At 44.4% G+C, this 23,228-nt stretch carries 24 protein-coding genes; 3 read left to right on the forward strand and 21 right to left on the reverse strand.

Features of this window, described 5'->3' with window-relative positions; genetic code table 11:
- The first annotated feature begins 12 nt into the window (after positions 1–12).
- A complete protein-coding gene (locus M1D72_RS15565; protein WP_456295776.1) occupies positions 13–699 on the forward strand; it encodes a DNA-3-methyladenine glycosylase I in 687 nt (228 codons plus the stop codon).
- On the opposite strand, the gene M1D72_RS15570 is transcribed toward M1D72_RS15565, so the two are convergent.
- The 5 genes from M1D72_RS15570 to M1D72_RS15590 all read right to left on the reverse strand — a co-directional run bounded on the left by M1D72_RS15570 (position 700) and on the right by M1D72_RS15590 (position 5,399).
- Positions 700–2,019 carry a diguanylate cyclase domain-containing protein gene (locus M1D72_RS15570; protein WP_456295777.1) on the reverse strand — a complete coding sequence of 440 codons (1,320 nt, stop codon included), beginning with the start codon at positions 2,017–2,019 and terminating at the stop codon, positions 700–702. It lies immediately after the preceding gene.
- Positions 2,016–3,020 (reverse strand): ABC transporter substrate-binding protein, encoded by a 1,005-nt coding sequence (locus tag M1D72_RS15575; RefSeq protein ID WP_456295778.1) that lies wholly within the window; start codon positions 3,018–3,020, stop codon positions 2,016–2,018. Before M1D72_RS15575 ends, M1D72_RS15570 begins: the two co-directional genes overlap by 4 nt.
- A gap of 229 nt (positions 3,021–3,249) precedes the next feature.
- Positions 3,250–3,471 carry a hypothetical protein gene (locus M1D72_RS15580; protein WP_456295779.1) on the reverse strand — a complete coding sequence of 74 codons (222 nt, stop codon included), beginning with the start codon at positions 3,469–3,471 and terminating at the stop codon, positions 3,250–3,252.
- A gap of 97 nt (positions 3,472–3,568) precedes the next feature.
- The gene (locus M1D72_RS15585) at positions 3,569–4,045 is read right to left on the reverse strand and encodes a Dps family protein (RefSeq protein ID WP_390189597.1); all 477 of its coding nucleotides are present in this window, start codon (positions 4,043–4,045) and stop codon (positions 3,569–3,571) included.
- A 217-nt stretch (positions 4,046–4,262) separates the two neighbouring features.
- Positions 4,263–5,399, reverse strand: coding sequence for an HD domain-containing phosphohydrolase (locus M1D72_RS15590; protein ID WP_456295780.1), 1,137 nt, complete (start codon positions 5,397–5,399; stop codon positions 4,263–4,265).
- 220 nt (positions 5,400–5,619) lie between these two features.
- On the opposite strand from M1D72_RS15590, the gene M1D72_RS15595 reads away from it, so the two are divergent.
- Entirely contained in the window at positions 5,620–6,486 is an 867-nt protein-coding gene (locus tag M1D72_RS15595; RefSeq protein WP_456295781.1) for a patatin-like phospholipase family protein, read from the forward strand.
- A gap of 39 nt (positions 6,487–6,525) precedes the next feature.
- Here the strand turns inward: M1D72_RS15595 and M1D72_RS15600 are convergent, their stop codons facing one another.
- From M1D72_RS15600 to M1D72_RS15635, 8 genes are all read right to left on the reverse strand, one after another.
- The gene (locus M1D72_RS15600; protein ID WP_456295782.1) at positions 6,526–7,146 is read right to left on the reverse strand and encodes a 2OG-Fe(II) oxygenase; all 621 of its coding nucleotides are present in this window, start codon (positions 7,144–7,146) and stop codon (positions 6,526–6,528) included.
- Between the two features lie 103 nt (positions 7,147–7,249).
- Entirely contained in the window at positions 7,250–7,588 is a 339-nt protein-coding gene (locus M1D72_RS15605; RefSeq protein WP_456295783.1) for a DOPA 4,5-dioxygenase family protein, read from the reverse strand.
- Positions 7,589–7,598: 10 nt separating this feature from the next.
- Positions 7,599–8,237 carry a response regulator gene (locus M1D72_RS15610; protein ID WP_456295784.1) on the reverse strand — a complete coding sequence of 213 codons (639 nt, stop codon included), beginning with the start codon at positions 8,235–8,237 and terminating at the stop codon, positions 7,599–7,601.
- Complete coding sequence (locus M1D72_RS15615) at positions 8,203–9,585, reverse strand: cache domain-containing protein (protein WP_456295785.1); 1,383 nt, start codon at positions 9,583–9,585, stop codon at positions 8,203–8,205. The genes M1D72_RS15610 and M1D72_RS15615 overlap by 35 nt, the downstream gene beginning before the upstream one ends.
- Positions 9,586–9,668: 83 nt before the next feature.
- On the reverse strand, positions 9,669–10,952 hold the full coding sequence (locus M1D72_RS15620; RefSeq protein WP_456295786.1) for a TRAP transporter large permease: 1,284 nt from the start codon (positions 10,950–10,952) through the stop codon (positions 9,669–9,671).
- 12 nt (positions 10,953–10,964) lie between these two features.
- Positions 10,965–11,501, reverse strand: a complete 537-nt coding sequence (locus M1D72_RS15625; RefSeq protein ID WP_456295787.1) for a TRAP transporter small permease subunit — start codon at positions 11,499–11,501, stop codon at positions 10,965–10,967.
- A 68-nt stretch (positions 11,502–11,569) separates the two neighbouring features.
- Entirely contained in the window at positions 11,570–12,658 is a 1,089-nt protein-coding gene (locus M1D72_RS15630; RefSeq protein WP_390189582.1) for a TRAP transporter substrate-binding protein, read from the reverse strand.
- Positions 12,659–13,030: 372 nt separating this feature from the next.
- Complete coding sequence (locus M1D72_RS15635) at positions 13,031–13,411, reverse strand: MarR family transcriptional regulator (protein ID WP_390189581.1); 381 nt, start codon at positions 13,409–13,411, stop codon at positions 13,031–13,033.
- 239 nt (positions 13,412–13,650) lie between these two features.
- Here M1D72_RS15635 and M1D72_RS15640 point away from each other — a divergent pair, with 239 nt between their 5' ends.
- Positions 13,651–14,325 carry a DUF2982 domain-containing protein gene (locus tag M1D72_RS15640; protein ID WP_390189580.1) on the forward strand — a complete coding sequence of 225 codons (675 nt, stop codon included), beginning with the start codon at positions 13,651–13,653 and terminating at the stop codon, positions 14,323–14,325.
- On the opposite strand, the gene M1D72_RS15645 is transcribed toward M1D72_RS15640, so the two are convergent.
- From M1D72_RS15645 to M1D72_RS15680, 8 genes are all read right to left on the reverse strand, one after another.
- Positions 14,322–14,978: an MBL fold metallo-hydrolase gene (locus M1D72_RS15645; RefSeq protein ID WP_390189578.1), complete on the reverse strand. Its 657-nt coding sequence runs from the start codon at positions 14,976–14,978 to the stop codon at positions 14,322–14,324. The genes M1D72_RS15640 and M1D72_RS15645 overlap by 4 nt on opposite strands.
- Before the next feature lie 63 nt (positions 14,979–15,041).
- The gene (locus tag M1D72_RS15650; protein WP_456295788.1) at positions 15,042–15,581 is read right to left on the reverse strand and encodes a DUF882 domain-containing protein; all 540 of its coding nucleotides are present in this window, start codon (positions 15,579–15,581) and stop codon (positions 15,042–15,044) included.
- A 183-nt stretch (positions 15,582–15,764) separates the two neighbouring features.
- Entirely contained in the window at positions 15,765–17,321 is a 1,557-nt protein-coding gene (locus tag M1D72_RS15655; protein ID WP_390189575.1) for a L,D-transpeptidase family protein, read from the reverse strand.
- A gap of 77 nt (positions 17,322–17,398) precedes the next feature.
- On the reverse strand, positions 17,399–18,487 hold the full coding sequence (locus tag M1D72_RS15660; RefSeq protein ID WP_456295789.1) for a DUF1513 domain-containing protein: 1,089 nt from the start codon (positions 18,485–18,487) through the stop codon (positions 17,399–17,401).
- Positions 18,468–19,505 (reverse strand): imelysin family protein, encoded by a 1,038-nt coding sequence (locus tag M1D72_RS15665; RefSeq protein WP_456295790.1) that lies wholly within the window; start codon positions 19,503–19,505, stop codon positions 18,468–18,470. The genes M1D72_RS15660 and M1D72_RS15665 overlap by 20 nt, the downstream gene beginning before the upstream one ends.
- A 9-nt stretch (positions 19,506–19,514) precedes the next feature.
- Positions 19,515–20,906 (reverse strand): di-heme oxidoreductase family protein, encoded by a 1,392-nt coding sequence (locus tag M1D72_RS15670; RefSeq protein WP_456295791.1) that lies wholly within the window; start codon positions 20,904–20,906, stop codon positions 19,515–19,517.
- A gap of 95 nt (positions 20,907–21,001) precedes the next feature.
- Positions 21,002–22,264 carry an imelysin family protein gene (locus M1D72_RS15675; protein ID WP_456295792.1) on the reverse strand — a complete coding sequence of 421 codons (1,263 nt, stop codon included), beginning with the start codon at positions 22,262–22,264 and terminating at the stop codon, positions 21,002–21,004.
- 155 nt (positions 22,265–22,419) lie between these two features.
- Positions 22,420–23,016 carry a GTP cyclohydrolase II gene (locus M1D72_RS15680; protein WP_390189565.1) on the reverse strand — a complete coding sequence of 199 codons (597 nt, stop codon included), beginning with the start codon at positions 23,014–23,016 and terminating at the stop codon, positions 22,420–22,422.
- Positions 23,017–23,228 lie beyond the last annotated feature (212 nt).

Consider the following 23,228-nt stretch of genomic DNA (forward strand, 5'->3'; position numbering starts at 1 on the left):
AGTGAATAATTTATGAGCTTAGAAAAGTTTTCTGCAATCTATCAACGTGCAGCGGAGCGAAAAGGTGGAGACCAAGCGCTTGAAGCATTGCTGAGCCAGCCTTTATCTCGCGCTGAAATTGAAGCGATTCCCGAGGATCGGTGGCTATCAGCTTTTAGCATGAAAGTATTTCAAAGCGGAATTTCTTGGCGCGTGGTTAGAAATAAATGGCCAAACTTCGAACAAGCCTTTTTTCAGTTCAGAATAGAGCCGCTGCTGATGCTTTCAGATGAGCAATGGGAGCAAAAAGCCCAAGATCCCGCCATAATTCGACATTTGACTAAAGTCATGTCGATACCCGCTAACGCTCAAATGATTTACCAATGCCGTCAGACTCACGGCTCGTTTTCCAAGATGGTCGCGCAATGGCCACAAGAGAACATCATAGACTTGTGGGTCTATCTGAAAAAACATGGCAATCGCTTAGGAGGTAATACGGGCCCTTATACGCTGAGGCAAATGGGAGTAGATACCTTTTTACTGACCGGTGACGTTGAAGCCTATTTAAGAAATATTGGAGTCATAGAGGGCGGAAGAGATACCAAGCGAGCCTTAACCGCGACCAACAAAGCTTTCATGACGTGGCAGCAAGAGTCAGGGCGCTCCCTAAGTGAAATCAGCCAGATTATTGCCTACAGCTCTGGAGATAACCGTGTCTAACTACCCACCGACTTCACGATAACCACTGCCTTCCCCAGTCTTTGCTTGGTACATCGCTTGGTCTGCGGCGTTAATCAAACCTTTCGGATTGTCAGCATGTTGCGGGAAATAACTCACCCCAATGCTGGCATCGACTTCGAGTTTTTGTTCTTTATAGATGATTGGCTGACTTAAACTCGCAATCAAATTTTCGATTTTCGCTGGCACGGCATCGAAGCTTTCAAGTAAATCCAGACATACGACAAATTCATCGCCGCCCAAACGCCCTACGAAATCAGAGCTACGCACCGATTTCTTCAATCGTGAAGCGATCGATGATAATACATAATCCCCTGCATCGTGCCCTTTATTGTCATTCACCTCTTTGAATTTATCCAGGTCAATAAACAATACCGCCAACTTTACGCCCGAGCGATTCGCTTTTATCACAGCGTTATCTAACGCTTTTTCAAACGCGAGTCGATTTTTTAGTCCGGTAAGAGGGTCATGCTCAGAGATAAATTGTAATTTTTGTTTTTTTCGCTCGAGTTGCGCTGTTTTTATTTTAACTTGCTGTTCCAGTTCTTCTCGCGTAACGAGAGAGTCACGCAATGATTGAGTCATACGATTAAAAAAACGGGCCAAACGAGCAAACTCTCTATCCATGGCTTCTTCGCGCATTTGATAACTCATCTCTCCTTCACTGAGCTTTTCGATTCCCGTTTTAAGCGCTTTCGACCCTGCATTAAAACGTTTAAGAATTCGCCACGCAATACCACAAGTGATAATAGCAATGATCAAATTAACGGCAGCGGTGGCTAACAAGTTAGTTAATTGTAATTTGGCACTGGCTTTGAGCAGTGTTTGGTGAATATAAAAGACCTCTTCCGTCATATTCTGCACGATCATGTTGTACCTAGAATGAAGTAAGGTTTGAGGCTTGATCGAGAGTGAACGGACATTCGGCTTCGCTTCTAGTGAAGATTCTTGCGCCAAGAGCAACTGCCTTTCGTGTTCCAATAGTCCGAGTAAGCTTTGGTTCATCTGCTTGACGTTAGCTAGGTATCGACTATCACCGATGAAGTTATTCAGGCTGTTATCCAAATTTCGTTGAGCCTGATAAATATGCTTAAATGCCGCCTCATCCTGATGCTGGAGAAAAACCCATAATTGGCTGCGCATTAAGTCAATATCCAGCTCAATTTTCATTAAGCTATTGAGCTCATTGTGGATCCGTCCTTGCTCTTTATAAGTCAACCCAAGAGACAATAAGATGGTAACGACCAATAAAATACTGGCGGTAAATAAAAGTACAAGCTTGTTGCCTATCGAGTTGATCATCGTGTCTTCACCTTGATATCCAGCGCGTCCTCAAACGGTTTAGAAGCAAAAATCGAGCGATAGTCTGGCTGTTGATTTGGTACTAACTGTTTTTCAATGGCCCAACGTGCTTGTAATTGCAGGTTGGTCAGCAAAGCGTTCCCAAGCGATAAGCGAAAAACATAATCATCCCAAGACCATTTTAATTGGTTTGCCGGAACATCAAGTTGGCGAGCGATTATTGCTCTTGCCTCCTCGGGGTGAGCCTGAATCCAAGAAATAGCCTCGTCTAATGCACTCAGTATTTTATGCGTTTCATCGTCAAGCTCAGCGATAAGTTGTTGTCGTGAAATAAGATTAAATGACAACTGGTAAATACCTTGTAACCCTAAATTTGTTACATCAGACGCCGAGGAAATCGTCGTTTTATAGCCATAAGGCTCCCAAATAGAGATGGCATCCAACTGGTAGGAAAGCAGAGAATTCATTAATTCCTGCGGTGGTAAGTACACTTTTGTATATTCCATGTCAGTAACATTGTTAGCGATTAAAATAGAATCCAAATAAAATTCACTAGCACTGGCTTTGATAACACCAACTCTTTTTCCATCTAAGTCTTGAATAGAATGAATATTTTGATTTTTTAGTGCCAAAAGCTTTAAGTCATTGTCCGATTCAACAAAACTGGCGATAAGGCGGATATCATCATGTTTAAAGCTCTGAAACATCACCACCGATTCCGACGCTGTAGCAAAATCTACTTGCCCATCAAACAGAGATTTGGCACAAGCAACTCCGCCAAAGCAGGAAATCAAACTGACATCAATCCCCTGCTTTTTAAATAGTTTATTATTTTGAGCAATCAGAAACGGTGCGGACAGTGGGGTTTGAGAGACCGCAATTTTAACGGATCGCCGAGCACGATCAGATTCCTGATTAAAAAACGTCCCAACCATAACGAAGCCAGCAATGATGACAAACGCCAACCCACCCCAAAAAGCAATTTTCTGAGACTTCCCCATTTCACCTACTCGTTTAAACTACACTCATGAACTCTTGATAGTAGTTTAGTTGCACAATGTCATCTGTGCGAATAAACGCGCATCACCCTCAATATTCTTTATCTTAGACAACCAAATAAACATTTACAGGCACGATACCTTAGTCGATAACATTGAGCGTCAATGGGTATAAAACTAAAAAGGGTGACCACCTAAGTGATCACCCTGATTCAAACAAACTAAAACTCATTTAATGCTGGACACCTGTTGGGTTATGTCCAAAGTCGGTTTGTTCATAAATATCGGCCAATGATTTTGGTTTCGTCTGCTTACGAGCTTTACTCGACGAACTCCCCTTTCTTTGCTGACTGATCAATGCTTTTTCATGTTGTTTTGCCGAACGCCTAAAGTCAGGGTCTGACATGGCTTGTTGGCGTAGTCGGTTCACTCTTTCTATTGTGTCAGATAACATAGCTCACCTCCGTTACATGGTTTTATATACAGTATAGTCACAACTTCAAAAGACGCAAGGAAATACTGTATATTTAGCCAGCAATCTTCATTAGGCCTTATTGTAGATAAGCGTTCAACATCCACATAAGTTTTTCTTGCTCACGAATGTAGTCACCCATTAACGCATTGGTACCCTCATCTCCAGCATCCGCTGAGCTATCAAGAATCGAGCGTTGCTTCTCAAGCAAAGTAGTAAAGCCATCCACAAGCCCTTTCACACATGCAGCGCCATCGGTGACTTGGGTATCTTCTTTAATCGAACTCGCTTCTAAATAGGTCGTAAAGCTGTGATCAGGCATAAAGCCTAGTGTTAAGATGCGTTCTGCGATCTCATCAATTTTGGTCTGAAGATCGGTATAAATCTCTTCAAATTTAGTATGCAATTCAAAGAATTGTGGCCCTTTTACATTCCAATGGTAACCACGAGTGTTCATATAAAATACTTGATAATGAGCCAGTAGTTGATTGAGCTCACGAGCAACACTTTGTGATTGTTCTTGGTTAAGACCAATGAAGTTTTTTTCTGTAGTCATAAAATTCTCTCCTGACGATGTGTCTTTATAAATTCAAAACATTTCATCTTGTTACGAGTTCAGTCTATGACTTAGCGCGAGTTTTTAGAAATTGTTTGTAGTTATCGTCTTGATAGATATTGACTATCAATAAGACCAAAAATGAGAAAAAAATTAACTAAAGGAGGAGGGTTGCGCGATTATGGCCGCCGAGAATAGCGACGACCATAATAAATCGTTAAAAGTCTTTAGGATCGTATTCTGGGTATTTGTCCCGCTCAACACTGATGTCGTACTGATGTTCTCGAAGCGCATTCACGCACTGGCGATCCAATTTTCCTTGATTCACCATTTTTTCGAGCTCAAGCATCGCATGAGGTATCGACCAAGCCTGACGATAAGGACGATGCGCTGTTAGGGCATCAAATACATTTGCTGTGGTGACAATTCTCGCTGAAATCGGAATTTGCTCCCCACAGAGTCCTTTCGGATAGCCACTGCCATCCAAATATTCTTGGTGATAAGCCATGATTTCGGTAAGCAGCATAATACTCGGGTGTTGTGGAAAACCAAAACTGTCGAGAATGTCGTCAACAATATCCATCCCATGTTGAATATAATCTCGCATTTGTGCGCGCTCAACTTCATCCAACTGACAGTGCTGGCAGATAAGCTGCTCCGGCAGACGAACCTTACCGATGTCATGAAATTGAGCGAACAGCGATAAGTGTTCAACGGTTTCATCATCAAATCCATAATCATCGGCGATATAGGATGCAATGAGCTTAGTGTAATAACCGATACGCTCTTTATGGGCTTGCGAGTCCTTTAAGCCAAGGTTTGCCTCATCAAACAATTGCCTTGCCGTTGACGCAATGAGATGGACGATGTCGTTTTCCGAGACCACACTGAACTTGATCATATTAATGTAGGGCATCAACAGCTCAATCGAGTGTTCGGAAAAAACATTGACTGTCCGCGAATTCAGAAAGATAAATCCTTTAAAACAATCCTTTTCATAGCAAGGTATTGCCGCAGACGATCGATAACCGTATGAAAGCAGCATCTCGACATGTTTTGAGGAAGGCAGAGAAGCGAGATCATCAATGATTCTATTCTCTTTCTGCAGCGCACAATGCATCAACGCAGGCAACTCATTCATCGGAGCCTCGTAATGAGCTTGGCGGAGTGACCAGAACGCGCTATCTGCGTAAGTTTTCAACACTTTGTGCTGCTGATCAAAGAGCGCAAAAGACACGCGATCAAGCTCCGGCAAATGAGCTTGCATGCGACTTTTAAGCCTTTGTAACTGCGTATTAAGCGAATCAGCCATCTGATAGTATGAAAGTTCGCTCGGCAAATATTGAGTATTCATCAGTGTTGCCCCCAAACAACAAGGCGTTTATTGTCCTTCTAAGTGTAGATAACTTTCTGTGTCTACGCGGTCAAAATGACGACAAATTCAACGGATATTCCTCAGCATTATGAGTAGTTCATAGGTATGACCTATTTGAATAATCAGCTTTTCCAACTTTTCTGTTTATGAATCAACCGATATGCTGTTATTAATGAATGTGATAGGAGGGATGAAGGTTATGAAGGCTCTAGTGGTTGAAGGCGGTGCAATGCGTGGCATTTTTGCGAGCGGCGTTTTGGATGGTTTTATGGAATATAATTATCGCCCCTATGATCTGGCCATTGGAGTGTCTGCTGGCTCTTCTAACTTAATTGGCTATCTCTCAGATCAACCAAGACGCAGTGTTCAAGTCATCACCCAAATCGCTACTGATAAACGCTTTTTTAATCCTGGTCGATTTCTCAGAGGTGGCGATCTCATTGACGTAAAGTGGCTAATTGAAGAATCTAACCGCTGTTTTCCAGTGGATACCGATACGCTGTTTTCGTCGACACCAATGTTAGCGGCCGCGACCAATATCGCGACCGGAGAAGCAGACTACTATCGGCTCAGCCCGGACAATATTAATCAGGTGGTTGAAGCGTCATGTGCGTTACCCATTGCGTATAAGTCAACCCCGTGTTTCTCCGGTGGATGTTACACCGACGGCGGCGTTGCCGATTCCATTCCAGTAAGAGAAGCCTATCGCCGCGGTGCAAGAAAAATCACGGTGATCCTTTCCCATCCAATGAGTTACGTGATGCCCAGAACGCGAAGCCCGTGGATCATGAAACGGTTGTTTGCTCGCTATCCGCAGGTGGCTGATGCACTCGTGAAACGCGCGGATAACTACAATGCATCACTTGATTTCATTCGTAATCCCCCTGAAGGAACAACCATTAACGTGATCGCGCCACCTGAAGATTTTGCGGTAAAACGGCTCACCATGAAACGGCCGATTTTAGAGCAAGGATATCAAATGGGGCTATCGGCGGGTCGTGAACATGTAACCCAATATCAGACTATCGTTGAGCCTGGCGTACTTGCTCAACAAGCCTGTTTATAGTGCTTAAGGCACTGTATTTCAGTGCCTTTGTTAACCTGTTTAACGACTAATATCTAATTGGTTCTCGGTCACACCGTTGACACGAAACCAACCCGCAATACTGTAACGCTCTCTTTTCGCGACATTGACTTGATGAGCAAATTTCTCAGAAAGAAACACCACCAAGCGCCCGGATTTTGGCAAGAGCGTTTCAAGGGTGTCTGTCGATTGCTCTAAAGATGGGGCTGACTGGTAAATCACCAACTCACCTCCGTCGGTTAGCTGCCAATCTTGGTTCAAATACAAAACGGTGGTTAAACGTCGGTTGGTAGCGCCGTGGAAACTGTCAAAATGCTTTTGATAGCAGTCACCGATGGCATACTTTGCAAAGTGGGCTTCATACTCAAATAAACCGAGATAGAGATGGCGATTTACCGCCAGTCTTATTGTTTCCATTAATGTTAAATACGCTTGAACGCCTTTGCCCATCTCAGCACTTAACCACTGAATATTGTCACTACGCACACTGGTTTTCGTCGTCAAGTCATCATGGCGTCCAATGCGAGCGACTTGCCAAGCTTCTGGCATATCTTGGTTCAAGCTGTCTACTTGGTCTGGTGCTAAAAAGTCATCCCAAACATAGTAACCTTGAGTAAAAAGAGCATCGATCAGCGCGTCCATTAAACGTCTCAATTGGTAAAATTAAGCGCTTTATAGTGAATACGCCCCGCCGGAACAACTTACATCCTTAATGGTAACGATAAAATATTTTAAAATCGGTCAGTTAACTCATCTTTAGATTGAGTTTTTGCTCGTCGCCTAACCAATAGGCATGCTCAGTATGATCTTGATAGAAATCACCGGTATTACCATGAACCAAGATAGATAACCCCTGACGGTGGCGTTCTAACCAAGGAATGAGTTGGTCAAACTGGTCACGCGTAAAAGCGATTTGAAAACTCCATTTGGTGTGAGGCCCCACCAACTTTTGATGGAAGCGACCAAGTTGATACTCGGGGAGAGATTGGAGCTGGGCGTATAAGAACTCCCCTTTTTCTAAGCTTTGCTCATCAAAATACACATGAGCGTGATAGCGCTGGTAAATATTTTGTGGGAAACGCATTTAACCTCATTTAGTCAACTAAGCCATGTTCCACAGCGTATTTTGCTAATTGTGCCGTACTGTGAAGGTCGAGCTTATGTTTAATATTCTGACGATGAGTTTCAACGGTTCGGTAACTGATATCAAGCAATGATGCGATTTTTTTGCTGCTGTGCCCAATTGCGACCAATTTCAGAATAGATTCTTCCCTTCGACTTAGGGGATTCGCTGGATGGTGAGCAACCGGTATGGGTTGAGTAAATAAGGTTTGCGTCACTGACTCACAAAAATAGGTGGCGCCCTGAAACACGGTTTTGATCGCTTGAACCATGTTCTCAGCCGAAATCTCTTTGAGCATATAACCGACTGCGCCAGCTTGCATCACTTGAATAATGTATTCACGGTTATCGTGCATGGTTAACATAATCACTTTCACATTCGGAAAGTTGGACTTGATCACTCGTGTTGCATCAATCCCGTTCATAATCGGCATACTGACATCCATGAGGACAACGTCAGGATGCCAACGCCCGACGGCTTCAATGGCATCGACACCATTGCTGGCCGTTCCCACAACGTGTATTTGTGGTTCAAGTTCCAATCTGGCGAGAAAGCCATCCAATACCACTTGGTGGTCATCGACGAGCAAAACGTTCACTGGTTCTTCCATATACCATTCCATCCAAATTAAGCAGCACCGTTATTTCTGTGCCAAAGCCAAGCTCACTCGAGAGCTCAAATTCCCCACCGATAAACTCAACCCGTTCACGCATGTTACGTAACCCAATACCATTGCGATGACCGATATGAGGTCTCTCAAAGCCTACACCATCATCACTGATCATAAGTTGCAGCATATTCCCCATCTGTTGTAAAACCACTCTCACTCGGTTTGCATTGGCATGCTTTTCGATGTTGGTTAATGATTCTTGAGCCACTCGATAAAGCGTGGTTGCCACCTCTGATTTGAGTTTTCCCGGCTGAGTATCAAGCAGCACTTCCAATTCAATGCCTGAATGGGAACGAAAATCTTGCAGCAGTGTGTTAAGCGCCGCTTCAATGCCAATGTCATCAAGAGCGCTAGGACGCAACTGGTGAGAAATATGACGAACTTCATTAATTGCAGTGGTCAAAGATTGCCGAGATTTATCTAAGTGTGCTCGAAGCTTTTCATCACCGAGTTGGTCGTCAAGCAGTTCCAGATGGCATTTACTGGACACCAATAGCTGATTTATTCCATCGTGTAATTCACGAGCAAGGTGCTTTTTTTCGTCCTCTTGAAACAAAATTGTCTTATGCGCTAACTCTTTTAAACTGAGATCCGCCAACTTGTGTTCATGTAAATTCACCGCCAGAGTAATCACCACCACAACTGCCACAGTAACAACGATGATCATCGTTAATGAGAAAAAGGTGGTGGCGATATTGTCGTTAATCGCGGTTTGCATCGCGGCTACTTCTTGAGTGATATCTTCAATGTACAACCCTGTGCCAACCATCCAGCCCCACTTATCCAACCAAGCGGCATAGCTTAATTTGGGCACCACGTCACCGGTTGATGGCTTACGCCATAAGTACTGATGAAAGCCCCCTCCTGACTGAGCCTCATGCAGCAACGCTTCAATGACTAAGTCACCATTTTCATCTTGCAAATGAATCAAATTTTTTCCAATCAGATCAGGCTGAACTGGATGGACCAAGTTACGCCCACTTTGGTCATAAGCAAAAAAGTAGCCATCAATGCCATAGCGCAGTGAACTCAGTATCGTTTTAACTTGTGCCTTGGCATCATACTCGCTGAGCTGTGGATCGCTGTATACGTGATCTATCGCGTCAAAAGCCAAATCAACACTGTCTTTTAGCGCGAACTCTTTTGATTCAATTAAAGAACGGCGAAATGTTTCGACTTCACTCTGTCCTAAGCTTTTAGCCTGGTAGATAGCAATCCAACTGATCGCCGCTGTAACCAACAAAAAAGGCACTAAACTCAATAAAATCAGTTTGGTTCTAAGCGTCATGGCTCCCTCAACGCGAAACAGCCTACCGTTCGGTTAGGCTGTTTTACTTTAACAACTTTATTAATAAGGTTGTAACTTGTTGATCACATTCCATACAACTGAGGAAACACGAGCAATGAGGTCAATACAAGGATTTGAATTAGAATAAAGGGCATCACGCCACGATAAATATCGGTCGTGGTAATGCCTTTTGGCGCAACCCCTTTAAGGTAGAATAAGCTAAATCCAAATGGTGGTGTTAAGAAAGAGGTTTGTAAGTTCATCGCAACCAATATCGCAAACCATGTCATATTGATCCCTAACAGTTCAGCGACTGGCGATAAAATCGGCACAATGATGAAACAGATTTCAACAAAGTCGATGAAAAAGCCTAAAACTAAAATCACCAACATGGTAATGATTAAGAAGCCCCACTTCTCTCCTGGTACGGCGAGCATCCACTCTTCAACTAATAAATCACCGCCAGTATAGGTAAATGCCATAGAAAACGCGGTTGCTCCTAGCAAAATAGCAAAAACCATCGCCGTCACTTTAACTGTCTCTTTGGCCGCGTCATAAAGCATAACAACACTGAATTGGCGATAGATTAACGCGAGCACTATCGCTCCGGCCCCGCCAAGTGCTGCCGATTCAGTCGGTGTCGCAACGCCGGCAAAAATGGAACCTAAAACCACCACAATTAAAGTCAGTGGAGGAACCACCGCTTTCAAGGCTTGAATGACCTCTTGACGACGAGTGATGGCCTCATCTCGGTCTATGGGTTGCGCCGCTTGTGGGTTCAATTTGGCATAAATCAGAATATAGATAATGTATGCCCCCACCAGCACCAATCCCGGTATTAATGCCGCCTGAAATAAGTCACCAACCGGTACCCCAAGTACATCACCAAGTAAAATCAGGACAATTGAGGGTGGAATAATCTGGCCCAACGTACCAGAAGCACAAATGGTGCCGCAGGCTAGCCCCTTGTCGTAACGATATTTAAGCATCACTGGCAGCGAAATAAGCCCCATCGCGACAACCGAGGCCCCTACTACACCGGTGGATGCGGCGAGAAGTGCTCCCACTAATACCGTTGATATGGCAATCCCCCCCTGAACGCCACCAAATAAGCGTCCCATGGACTCCAAAAGCTGCTCGGCCAATTTGGTTTTTTGCAATACCAAACCCATAAAGACAAAAAGTGGCACTGCCATCAATACCGTATTTTCCATTATCGACTGAATGCGGTATGGCATAAACGCAAACATCTCAGGCCCTTCAGCCCAAACGCCAAAAATTAATGCGATACCACCAAAAGTAAAAGCGACAGGAAAGCCGAGTAACAGGGCAAATAAGGCCACAAAAAACATCACGATACCAATCATCGCAGCACCTCTTTAACGGGAGTTAGAATGATCAGACATCAAATGAGGATGAATGATTTTATTCAAGGAATGAAGAATGAGCCCAATGCCACTAAGGGCCATCAGGGTAAAAGAAATTGGGATTAGGGCTTTAATGATCCAGCGATACGGTAAGCCACCAGGGTCACCAGACGTTTCGCCAAGACTGTAACTCTCTTTTGCAAAGTCAATCCCATACCAAGCAACGAGAACGCAAAAAGGAATCAGTAGAGTCAACGTACCAAGTAGATCAATCACCGATTGCGTTTTGTACGAAAGGCGCTCATAAAAAATATCGACGCGGACGTGTCCACTCGCTTTGATGGCATAAGGGACACCCAATAGAAATACCGCAGAAAATAGATGCCATTCAAGCTCTTGGAATGCGATGGAAACATCATTAAAAACGTATCGCATGACCACGTCATAAACGACGTTCACCACCAGCAAAAGAAATAGCACGCTTGAAATGACACCTAAACCGTCACCCAACCGATTGAACAGGCGCTCGATGTAAATCAAACGACGCATGAGCTGCTCCTTTTAAATCATTAACAGGCCATCGAGCAAAACGAGTTTGCTCGATGGCTAGGTTAGCTTTATTTCGCTTGACTGTTTAAGTACGCACGGTGAGAGATATCTGTCCATGAACGGACTTGCTGCAAGTATTGTGCTTGAGATTGCTGAATTTCTTTGGCTAGAGGGTCTTGAGCGGCGTGCTCAGCCAACAATTTGGCATTAGCATCTCGCATCGCTTGCATCACTTGGGGTGGAAAGTCCTTAACCTGAACATCCGGATACTCAGACTTTATTGATGACCAATTTTTACCGCTTTCATGGGTTGCTTGGGTATACATATCGTAGGCAGCGGTGCGCATGGCAACACGAAGAATTTCACGTAAATCTTCCGGTAAACGCTGCCATACTCGCTTATTGACTAAGAACTGAAGCTCAGATCCTGGCTCGTGCCATCCGGTATAGTAATAAGGCGCGATTTTATGAAAACCCATCCGTAGATCAAGTGACGGCCCCACCCACTCAAGTGCATCAATCGTTCTACGCTCAAGCGCGGTATACAACTCGCCTGGCGCAATGTTGGTAGGCTTTGCTCCCAGTTCGGCCAATACTTCACCAGCAAATCCTGGAATCCGCATCTTCAAACCTTGAAGGTCCTCGACACTGTTGATCTCTTTTTGAAACCATCCCCCCATCTGAATATCGGTGTTGCCTCCCGGAAAAGACAGTAAATTATGTGGCGAATAGACTTTTTCCATCAGCGCCATACCGCCGCCATGATAGAACCATGCGTATTGCTCAGCAGGCGTCATACCGAAAGGCATTGAGGTAAAATACAGAGTGTTTGGCACTTTTCCTTTCCAATAGTACGATCCTGAATGACCGAGGTCGTACTGACCGGATTTCACCATATCAAAAACTCCTAGTGGAGCTTTGTGTTTATTGGCCGAATCAATGCGAATTTGCAAGCGTCCGTTAGACATTTTTTCCGCCATCGCGGCCATATTTTTGGTCGCATCACCAAAGACAGGAAAGTTCGGGCCCCACGTTTCAGCTAACTTTAAACGGTATACTTTTTCCGCCGCGGTAACCGATGTTGCCATCACAGAGAGTACGGCAACCAGTGCGGTACTTTTGAGTACTCTTTTAAAACTGGATTGTATCAAGTTCATGTTCGTCATCCTTAAGTGTTGTTATCTCGTTCAATAACAGAAATGTCACTTAAACATGAACCATTTACACGCCAACGCCCATCGTTAAGAACACGCATAAGCCGTAACACGTGAATGCGCCAAACGCTAAAGCGAGTACGTACTAATACGTAGGTAATAGACTATTTTTTAAAATCACTCTTGAAAATAAAGGGGGGAAAGTGAAGCTCATTACCGAACATGGGACGCGATACGTACGTAGTGACACCCTGAACTTATCCATGAGTTTGTAAATAAATTGTGATGAACAGCAGGTTCTGCTATTGGAAAGGCAAAGAAAAAGCCTTAACGTTGTTCGCTAAGGCTTTTTCTCGAAGGGCTTGATCGCTGTGATTATTTCGCTTTATAAATAACCTTGTTACCCGCGATTTGCTCTTTAACGACAAGATTGTCTTCAAGCAGTTTTTTCAGTGCACCTGTTGCCCATGCAGCCGCTTTGCCGTCTTCTTGGCCTGCAGCTAAGCCGATACCTTTCGGGTTGATACCTTCAGGATTCGCAACCACGATATCCAAAACTTGTTGCTGTTTCGGTGTCAGTTCTGGATTTGCAGCCGCTTTAGGCGCTGCTACTTTTTCAGCCGCGGGAGCTTTAGGGGCTACTTTCTTTTCAACAACCGGCTTAGGAGCCTTGTTGGATGCTACAAGGTTGGCGACTGTCGCTTTAACTTGTTTTTTCAGCTTCAGCTGCACGTTACGCTTATGAGCAAGTCTCATCGAGTATTTCTCCATCTCACTGTCATTGGTACAGTGTTGAAAATTTGAAGCGCGTTTTATACCAAAAAAATGCGCCCTTTTGTAGGGTAATTAAAGAATAGTGAGGCAAAAATGCGCTCAACACCCAGCAACGATTATAATTTATTCAGTCGATACTGTGATCGAGCCTATAAATATTCAACATATAACTGAGTGGTCTCCTAGTTATCACCCTACGCTGACAAAATAGGTTTACTCGCATGCAAACCATCCACATCGTTAACCAACCATTCCAATTAGACAGTCCAATTAAAAAGTGGATACTTGTCCTTATTGCGACCGGATTCCTCTCTTTGATAATGTTTGCGCCCGGTTTTAAACTTGCGCTACTGATCGCTGGCGCGATTGCTCTAGGTTGTGGCTGCACCTATCTACTGTTACTCAAAGCAACCGTGAAGTACACCTTGACTGCCACTCATTTTCAGCAGCATCTATTCCACGGTGGATGGGTAGTGAAATGGAGCGATATCATCGACATAGGTGTGTGCCAGTATCAACACCAAGGCTGGCATCACCCCTTGCCTTGGATAGGCATCAAACTTAAACGCTATTCGCCCTATCTTGATAGCATTTGTCCGCGTATCGCATCACAAATTCTGCTCGATCAACGTTCGCTACTGTTTCTTGGCTTACGACAGCACAACCAACATAAATTTTTTGAGGACCGAGTTCTCGATACCGAAGTGTTCATCGCTGATAACGGCCGTCAATATAAGGGATTATTGGCTATGCTTGCCAATAGAATGGGCTACCAGCGAAATAACTACGGCTACGATGTGTTTATTTCAGCCAGTGATTTAGATAGACCCATAGACGAGTTCGTTGGCCTGCTGCGCCGATACCTCGCAGCAGCAGACCAAGAGAGGAATGGTTAGTAAAGTGGCATTTCGTCGGCAACAAACGGATTACTGGCTCGCTCACGACCAAATGTGGATTCTGGCCCATGTCCTGGAACAAACCGTACATCATTGCCAAGAGGCCAAAGCTTGTTCTTAATTGACGCAATCAAGGTATTGAAGTCACCTTGAGGGAAATCAGTGCGTCCTATGCTACCGTTAAACAAGACATCCCCCACAAAAGCAAGTTTCGCCGATTCACTGTACAAGATGACGTGTCCAGGCGTGTGGCCCGGAGTATGAAAAACATCAAGCACTTGATGACCAAATTCAATTTTGTCGCCTTCCTCAAGCCATTGTGTCGGCTCAAATGCCGTGGTCAGAGGAAAGCCAAACATCTGGCTTTGTCCTTCCAGCCCTTCTAACCAGAAACTGTCATCTTTATGCGGGCCAATAATATCAATATCACCGAGTTGTTGAGCCAAAGGCTCAGTGCCTCCAACATGATCAAGATGACCATGAGTCAACACCAGTTTATCGACGTTGACACCCAGTTCACTGATCAATGCCGCTAACTGCTTCACGTCACCACCCGGATCAATCACAATGCCCTGCATCGTTTCGTCACACCAGACGATAGAGCAGTTTTGAGAAAAAGACGTCACCGGAACAACTTGATATTGCAAAGACATGTTTCAAACCTTGTTAAATTCATAATCGTAAAACTATGACATTGTCATCGCGGTTTGACAACATTAGCTCCAATAACGCATAGGGCCTGTGTCTATGTGTACAAAGTTACTTTTCGGATAATACCCGACACCACCGGCTTTAAGACTTCGAGCAGCATCGCGCACGCGCCTTAAGCTGACACCATGTAAACGAAAGTCAATCGCTTGCCCCGTCATATGATAGCTTTTCTTGGCCACACCTGAAGACCGATTGCGCAATTGCTCATTGGTCGCTGGAGAACGGTACCCGGAGATAATTTGTACTTCCGCATCCGTTCCCAGAACTTTTTGAATCCGTGCGATGTGGTCGAAAAGGCGCTTATCCATTGAAAAGACTTCATTTCTTCTAAAATCACGGCACAAATGATTCAGTTTATGTAATTCATCACGCACGTATTTTTGCCCATCAAAATAGCAAGTTTCTAAGCTTTCTCCAGTATGGAGATTGTTTAATGCTAAAGTTCTAGGTTTTGTCGCTGGAGAGGCGATAGCAAGGGATGGACAAGTAGATAAAATCGCTCCTGCACCAGCAAACTTGAGAAAGTTCCTACGAGATAACTTCACAATATCTTACCTTCATAACAATAATTGAATCAAAGCGTCAAAAAAGACACTACCTAACTTAGTTATGAAGTACAAATGCATATTTCATGCTAACTGGCGATAAAAAAAATAATCCCCAAGCTTAATGTTTGATTCGCTTGGGGATTAATTTGAATTTCTCTTAATCAAAAAGTTTGTAAAAATTTAACCTTTGCCGTATTTCGTTCTATCAAAGCGGTAAATATCATCCCGGTAGTGGACAAGCCCTGCCTCGTACCATGCCGTTTGATAAATAATATGAACCGGAATCCGCTGCTTAAGAGGAATCGATTGATTGGATGCGCCCTTATGATCCACCACACTACTCGACGCATTCATGCCTTGGTTCTGAAGTAATAGCGAAGCAAACTGATCGGCATTTTCAACCCGAATACAGCCCGAGCTGTAAGCCCGGCTTTGACGATTAAACAAATATTTACTAGGCGTGTCGTGGAGGTATATTGCGCGTCTATTCGGCGTATTGAACTTATACAAGCCCAGTGCGTTGCCATAACCAGAGCGTTGACGTAATTTGTATGGGAACGTTTTCGGCGTCATTGCGCTCCAATCAATGGTATTTGGGTCGATGGTTTCTTTGGCTCCCCAAGACGGAATAATTTCAATATTATGATTGGTCAGATAATTGACGTCTTGCTTCACCTTAGGAAGAATATCCTTAACCATAATCGTCCACGGCACATTCCACGTAGGGTTAAGGATCAAAGAGTCGAGTTTAATCGACATGACTGGTGTTTGCCGGGTTGCTCGCCCAACCACCACTTTAGATTCAAATTGTTCTTTACCTAAATACCAATATTTTAAGTCGTAGCTTGGAACATTAACCAGAATGAGAGCATCACGCTGCGATGGCCACATCCTGACTCGTTCCGCATTAATCGCCAACATATCCAAACGCTGTTCAGCACTCATGTTCAGCCATTTAAGCGTTGCTGGACCAATAACGCCATCTGGCGTCAGCCCATGCATACGTTGAAATTGCATCACGGCAGGTGTCAACGATGAATCATACCAACCGATCCCCTGACGAACTCGGCTGATATCAATATCAAGCATCGCAAGACGTTCAATCAATCGCTGACGCTGTTCCAAACGGTCCCCCACTCGTCTCGATCCTTTTTGTCGATAACGAGGGAGTTGGCTATTTGCGTATTTCACAAGGTGCAGATAGGTATTCACCAGTTGGTCATACTCTTGCGAATCTGGTGTATACATTTCAATTAACGCGGCAAGATGTTGTTGCTCGATGGCGGTTTGAACAAACTCGATGGTTTTTGCGGTTGGCAACGGAAGCTTATCGGTAAGCTTTTTATCGAAATACCAATCTTGCCCAAGCTTTGGCGCATTTTCAGCGTAGCTTAAATAGGATAACAGCGCATCCGTCGCCAAGAGATCATATTCATACCAACGATTGTTACTGCGATAATAACGCAAGTAACGTAGCTGATTAGAAAACAAAGCGCTAAAACCAGCACGATCGAGGATTTCCAACTGAAATTCGAGTTTACTGCTCTGCTGTAAATCGAACCAAATCAACTGTTCATCATTGCGCTGATAGATATTTTCTAGAAGGTACGGGTATTGAATCAGCTCGTTGATTTTAGAGTCTGGCGCCGTCCACCCGAGCTGTTCAAAATAGGGAGTTGCCCATGTCTTGACTGGCAAGCAAAGTACGAACAACAACAAACACTTAACGCTACGCATTACTCACTCCAATAATCCGAACTCTGTAAAGTATGGCAAACATTTATGGATAGAGTAAAACTTGTTTTTAAGACTATTCAATGAATTGCAGACCAATGATTATCCCAAGGTATATTTGAGTTAATTTGCCGCTTGCCGCCCGGTTGTGTCTGGAAGATCACCTTGCCAGAACCGGAACTGACTCGAAACTCTCGTCCGTTTGTCACTACACCAGACGCATCGGGTAGCGGCAACAGCTCAACTAACTCACCACTGTGTTTCGACCAAATCCCGTAGCAATTACCGCGAGGAGATGTCGCTAAAATCCAATCATTGGTAGCAGCAATACTGGCAATGTAATGGTTAAAGCGAGCCCATTGCTCAGGCTCGGCGTGAAGTGGAACCATAGGTTGCCCACGCTGGTGCATGGCAAGTAATGAAGGATAAGCCTCTGGTTTTCCTCGGTATTGCTGACCACATAACACTGTTTTATTGCCATCATGCGCTAAATGACGGATGCTCAGATGATGATCTGCTAAACCAACTTGGTCAAGTAACTCTCCCTCTGGACTAAGATAAGTTAGACTTGGCTCCATGGTTGATAAATTTAATGGTGTACGTCCATCTGTATGTACACCGCCAACGCCAACCACCAATGTCCCATCTTGCATGATAATCACTTCATGGGGACCAATCCCAAACCCAGTCAATTCATCGACTTTCTGATACTGGTTTCGTGCATCATAAACACCAATAATGCCGCGACTTGTTGCTCTTTCTCCTTCGGTCGCATACAACCAATGCCCATCATTGGAATACACGCCGTGGCCATAAAAATGACGGCGGTTAAAGGCTTTAATGGTCTGTACTAAAGTGCCTTTGGTGTAGTCAAACACCATCAAGAATTCTCCAGGGCGGCGAGCAAACGCGGCGGCATGTCCTAATTGAGGAGCGATCGCAACACCATGGCCTCGAGCCGGCAGAGGTAAACGATAAATTGGCTGGCCAAATTCATCAGCGATTGTTACTTGAAAATCATCTCGCCCGTGGATTGAACAACCAATCAACCCAGGTTCGCGCAGCGCTCTGTTCGAGGCACACCCAAACGGAAGCACTGGCGCCGCCATTCCTAATAAGGCGGCTTTGAGCAAATTACGTCGAGTTTTATCAGTCACCATCAGTTGCATTAAATCCTATAACCACTTCCAGTTCGACAGCCACTTCTTGATGAATAAGATACTTCAGCTGCTCCAGTTTATTGTATTGAGCGAGAACTTGCTGATAACCCTGCTTAGTGGCTAATAGATCAAACAGACTCTCCTGCGTTGACCAAGTTTCTATCGTCGCGCGGAGTTGGTTTTTTACTCGATCAGCAAGGTCACTACGCCCTCTCTCCCGAAGTAAGTTATCCAAACCACCACGTTGCGTTAAATAAAGTTGCTCAATAGCCTGTAAATTTGCTTTTAAGTTCAACATCGAGTTTTTTGAGCGCCAAGATTCGGCAAAGTAAGGTCTTGGATGACCAATATTGCCAAGTGGCCGAGTCAATTTACTCATACTGAATTCGAGTTGATTAGAGAGCAGTGCGATATATTCCGCATACCAAGACGCTTTATCCAGTGTTATCCAGGGGTTTTTCTGCCAAGCACTGGCTATGATCTGCGCTTTATTTAGTAAATTCTGAGCAACCGCCTCACCGAGTTGGCAAGCTTGCGGATCACTATGAAGTTGCACTTGCGGCTCATAAAGCAGCCATTCAAGTGCCCCCAATCCTTGCACCGTCACACTTTGAGTGGCAAGTTGATTAACGGTTGGCACCGTTGACTGCTTGAGTAACGCTGACATTTTAAGTCCAGTGGTGTTCTTTTTATCTGGCCAAAATTGAATATTCCAGCTTTGCTCTAATGCGTTTAAAGGCCCACGCTCCTGTCCTTGAAGCGCCATCCAACTTGCCATCGTCATTTGCCATTGCGTTTTGAGGTGTTGGGATCCTTGCTCACTCGGTGACTGACAATAGAGTCCAAACTGCTGATTTAACTGTTCAGCCTGTTGATAAAGTGAACGGGCAAATTCAAATTCCACTTCATAGACCGCTTGGCTTAAATGCGATGTTGTTTGCATTTCAAATGGCGATTGCTGTGGTGAAGACTGACATCCCAACACACCCATCACCAATAAACTCACGGTAAATTTCAACCTTGACATAGTGCTTCCCTATAAAGAATTTAAAAACGCGATAAGAGCTTCACGCTGTTGAGCATTAAAATGGAGTACCGCTTGTTGTGCCTCACGAGCTTCTCCTCCATGCCAAACAATCGCTTCCATTAGATTACGCGCTCGACCATCATGAAGAAAGTAGCTGTGGCCATTGACTTCATTGGTGTAACCTAATCCCCATAATGGTGGCGTACGCCACTCTCGTCCTGAGGCTAAAAACTCACTTCGATGATCGGCAAGTCCATCTCCCATATCATGAAGTAATAAATCACTGTAAGGACTGATTGTCTGTTGCGACAAACTGGGTAAATCATCGCGAATGCCGGTTTGAACCGAAGGCTTATGACAGCCATCACACCCGGCTGTCGAAAATAGCTTTTGCCCCTGCTGAACCAGAGGTTGGTTAGAATTCCGTCGAGCTGGTACCCCTAAGTGCTGGCTATAAAACTCAACAAATTTGAGGATTTTGTCACTGACTTCAGGTACTCCCCCATTCGGCATTTGCTGGCAAACCGTCTGAACTGGCATGCAATTCTCTGATGGGAAAAGACGGCTGGTTAAACCGATATCGCCATTAAGCGCCGCCGCATTCTGCTGCATGAGACTCGGTTGTCCCGCTTTCCAACCAAAGCGTCCAATGACCGTCGCTTGCTTTTCAATATCCCAAACACGGTTAACACGACCTGATATTCCATCGCCATCAATGTCATCAGGGTCCTGCCATTTAAGGAGTGTTTGATTAGGAATACTCTCTAATAAACCAAGACCTATCATGGGAGGGGCAATCCGCGCAGAAAGTTGAACATTATCCGCCATTGGACCATATCCCAACGCTTTTATTGACACTTCAGGCTTTCGTAATTCAATGACACTTCCATCAGCAAAGCGTCGATGCTCATATTGATACGTGATGGCTATCTGCCCTTCAGGCTTGCGATCAGCAAGCGCAAAATCCTGCAATTGATCGCCGTAGGTTGGCTCAGGGATGACGCCATAGCGAATTAAATCACGTTGTTGCTGAGCACTCATTGCGGGCACACTCAGCCGAACTAACATAGAGACGGCGTTGTTATCTGATGTCTCCGGAGGATGACCGCGCCCGTCTTTAATATGACAGTTTTGACAACCGTTGGTATTGAATAATGGCCCTAAGCCATCTCGAGCATCGGTTGTTGAAGGTGCTTTGACCCAAGGGTTTCGAAAAAAACTATTACCAACGCTAAAATCAAGCCGCTTCATCATTGGCAAGTTATTCGCGGGAAGCGAAAAGGCATTCCCACCGGTTTGAGCAACCGTCGTATCGCCGCCCGATTTGACTTGATATGCCGATGCATCAACACTAGAAAACAAAGAGGTGCCCAACATAATGGACACGACAAACGCTCGCATGACTATTTACTCACAACATCGCGAATTGCGACTTCAGTAAAGGACAAAAAGGGCTCCATGAGCCCTTCTTTTCATTGGCTTCAATCGCCGTTCAATTAAAATTCGTGATCCGCGGTATCTGGATTCAAGCTGGTAATCCCAACTAAATTCGCCACTTTTTCAATACTGCCCGTTTGAGCGACGAGCGACATAATCGTGTCATTCACCAATGCATTACCTTGGGGATTATTTGCCGCGATTAATTGGTCAAAATGCTGGTTATTCTCCTCAGCAGACTCTACAAGCTTATGCACCTGAGCTCGAGTGATATCAAATTGCTTCTGAGCGTTCTCAGCCGCTTGAGCGTCTTTTTGAGCGGCCAGGTCATAGAGACTTGGACCAGAAATTAAACTGCCGTCTGTGCGCTTGTACAGCCCCGTAAATACGTTATAGATCCCTTGTTCGTTGTAATAGTGGGAATTATGGGTGTTATCAGAGAAACAATCATGCTCGTCTTCTGTCGAGTTCGCCTCTAGAGCAACCTTCATGCGTTCACCCGCTAACTCACCCAGAGACAATGATCCCATACCAAACAACATTTTTCGCAGGCCATTTTGCGCTGAATCGGCCAATAGCTCTTGACGGTAATTCCCTGTGACTTGCGGAGACCACTGCTTTTCCATCCACTCAAGATCTTGCACCAAAAGATCGGCAGTTGCTTGTAGGTAGGCCGCGCGGCGATCACAATGCCCATTAGTACAATTTTCACCTTGAGCATAATCCGTATAAGGGCGTTCACCTGCGCCAGGGTTCACCCCGTTTAAATCTTGTCCCCATAACAAAAACTCAATGGCATGGTAACCTGACGCAACGTTTGCTTCAGAACCGCCAAGTTCGTTCAAATCAGCAATAAGTTGGGGAGTGATATTCTCAACATCCACTGTTGACGCCCCGATCGTTAGCTGGGTCTTGGCCACAATATTGGCTTTGGCACCCTCATTACCTAACTCGTACTGATAGTCATCAGCAACATAGTCAATCAAGCCTTCGTCCAGCGGCCATGCATTTAATTGCCCTTCCCAATCGTCGACAACTCCGTTACCGAAGCGAAACACTTCCGATTGTTGATAAGGTACGCGAGCGGCTATCCACGCTTGCTTGACTTCCGTCAGTTTGGCTTGTGATGGAGAAGCAATGAAAGATTGGATCTTGCTGTCTAATGTTTTTGCTGTGGTCAATGCATCTGCGTAAACGGCATGAGCGACATCAGCATAATGCGTGACAACTTGTTGAGGCGTAACATTCGCAGCCACTGCGCTGCCAGCCATCAGTGGCAGAGAAGCAGCCACAAATTGAGCAAGAAGGGATTGAGTCTTCATGAAAGGTCTTCCTTGTTGAAACTGAGTTTATTAGTATGATACTGAAAATTATTATCATTTGAGTTTAGGCGAATAATACAAATTCGCTACTCTTTTTCAACAAAGGAAAGCAAAAAGCCCCATAAAATGAGGCTTCTATCAACAATACTGTTAATTTATAGCTTTAAGGTGTGTTTTCCGTGAGAAATTTTTGCTTTTAGATAGTTTTCATTACCATCTTTGAGATGAGCAGCCGTGTTGACGACATCAACAATCTCAATACCGTTCTCTTGCAAATCTTTCACTTTCTTAGGGTTATTGGTCACTAAGCGAATTTTTTTGACGTTCAAAGCTTGTAGCATTTGCGCTGCTTCAGTGAACTCTCTTAAGTCATCACCAAAACCGAGGTGATTATTGGCTTGATAGGTATCCATTCCTTGGCTTTGTAACTCATACGCATCAATTTTATTGTATAGCCCGATGCCACGACCTTCTTGACGCAAATAAAGAATAATTCCGCCAAGTTCGCCCATACGCTCGATGGTTTCCTCTAACTGCTCACCACAGTCACAGCGAGATGAATGAAACACATCCCCCGTTAAGCATTCTGAATGCATGCGCACTAATGGCACGTCTATCGTCGAATCTGCATGTTTAAAAATGATGGCTACATGTTCTTTGTCGGTTTTAAGGCCATTAAATGAGAGAATTTCCGCCTCAATGTTGCTTTTCGCTCCGACTTTAAAGTCAACTCTGGCTCTTACTTCCGCCATATTTACACTCACTTGAAATCTATAGGTAATTGTTGTTCTTGTTATCTAACTGAACGCCCTGTAACTATGGGGATCAATACTCCGAAAATCAATATCTCGATCACATTGTTATAATATAACAATTTATTCTTTAGGCAATAAAAAAACCCCGATACGTTTGAGATATCGAGGTTTTCCCAGTAACTACGGTGTGAAACTTAGTGACTCAAGCA

It is taken from the genome of Vibrio sp. AK197, from assembly GCF_053903115.1.